This is a genomic window from Peribacillus sp. NPDC097295 (assembly GCF_044761665.1).
Lineage (GTDB): Bacteria > Bacillota > Bacilli > Bacillales > DSM-1321 > Peribacillus.
Genome location: NZ_JBIWCW010000036.1, coordinates 1 through 1,661, shown reverse-complemented (window position 1 = coordinate 1,661; position 1,661 = coordinate 1). Strand labels below are relative to the sequence as shown.

Sequence of the window (1,661 nt, the reverse complement as noted above, 5' to 3'; positions counted from 1 at the left end):
CGAACACGGCAGTTAAGCTCTTCAGCGCCGATGGTAGTTGGGGGTTTCCCCCTGTGAGAGTAGGACGCCGCCAAGCCATTTGAAAGGTCAGCCATTGTGCTGGCCTTTTTTGCGTTTGAAAATAAAAAACGAAACGAAGGGGGGATTTGCATTCTCTATTGTCTCTCTTGAATTAGCATATGATGGATCACATCTGTTTTTCTTTTTTGTTTTATGTGTAAGACTATTAAGTGAGTTACTAAAAACCGGTTATCAAAATCAAATAAGCTAGTATATATTACTGTTTGCGTAGGAAAGTTACAAACTACATATTTTATTGTAAAACTACTTGGCTTTTTGGGTTTATCCTTTTATAAGGATGATACTTTTACCCATTCACCAATTAATGCCTAGATTTTTCAAATAAAATCGTTATGACTAATAGCATTACTTTTCAACTTGGTATGTTACCCATGATGGGGATGTAAGTGGCTTTTTCTCAACTCCTGAACTAAGTTTTTATGATAGCGTCGGGTAGCACTCGAGTAACAATCAAGTGCTTTATAGATTAGCCTAGAGACAATAGTGGATTCTGGGGGAAGATATCGAGGTACCAGTCCCTTTGCACTCTCATGTATTTGGTAGGCTCCAATACGATAGTGAACTTTTGATTTTAGAATTTTTGTCAAAGTGTCTTATCTTTATTGGAGTTTTCGCCTGATAGTTCATTTGATTACCTTATTTTAGAAACGCTTCAATTTGATACTAAAATATTTATCCTAAAAGGTTGGCTTTCCTTTTTTAATGTTTATTATTTATTTATCTACGAAATACAACGGATGGCTCACCATATTTCCAAGAAAAGCTATAGAAAAGACTTAATATGCCTGTGCTTTTATAAAAGAATATTGTTCTGATGTTTGAAGAATTAAGATAGTTATCTAAGTTACACTGATTAAATCACATAAAGGTTAATCAATTTCTTTAAACGAGAAGGACTCCTTCCTGTTTAATGCATATTTCTCAAGGGAAAGTAAATTATTCTTCTTTACTACAACTCCAATTAATGGCTTTCCTATATAGTAGTGACTTAGTTCTAACTGAATTGAATCCAAACAATCAAAGCTTTGTCCAATCGTTTTTAAGCTTTCTTTACAAGACGTTCTTTTTTGAAAGGTCTTGTACATCTCGCCAGTTTATTTAAAGGATAAGTCAATTAGGGACTTTATGGGGCAGACGTTTAACTTGGATATACTAGCCATCATAAATCCAACTGAATACCATGACCCTTGGTTTCTCTTCTAAAAAATCGAATGATCTTAGGACTCTAGCTTCTGTAATTGCACTTAAGTTGGTCGGATGTAGTTATAATACAATTCTTGCTATGTTTAATAGGCTGATTTAGGCCATAAAGTTATTATTGCCAATAGAATTCAAAAGGGGGAGTGTGCATCTATGAGCAGATATATTAGGATTATAATTAACCTTACAAATAAAAAAAGTTATTATACTTAAAAGTGTTGACTTTGAATCAGGAAAGGATTAATATAAATAAGCACCAAGTAAACAAACAAAAAACTTCATTCACTTTTGGCTGATTGCCAGAAGAAATGACACAATAAAAACTATTGACTTCTTATAAAGAAAATGGTAAGATGAAATGGTCGCTGAGAAACACCGGC

The 1,661-nt window shown here is 33.7% G+C and carries 1 rRNA gene; it reads left to right on the top strand.

From position 1 onward, the window contains the following. Nucleotides 1-76, top strand: a 5S ribosomal RNA gene (rrf, locus tag ACIQXN_RS21585); the annotation flags it as partial. Between the last annotated feature and the right edge of the window lie 1,585 nt (nt 77-1,661).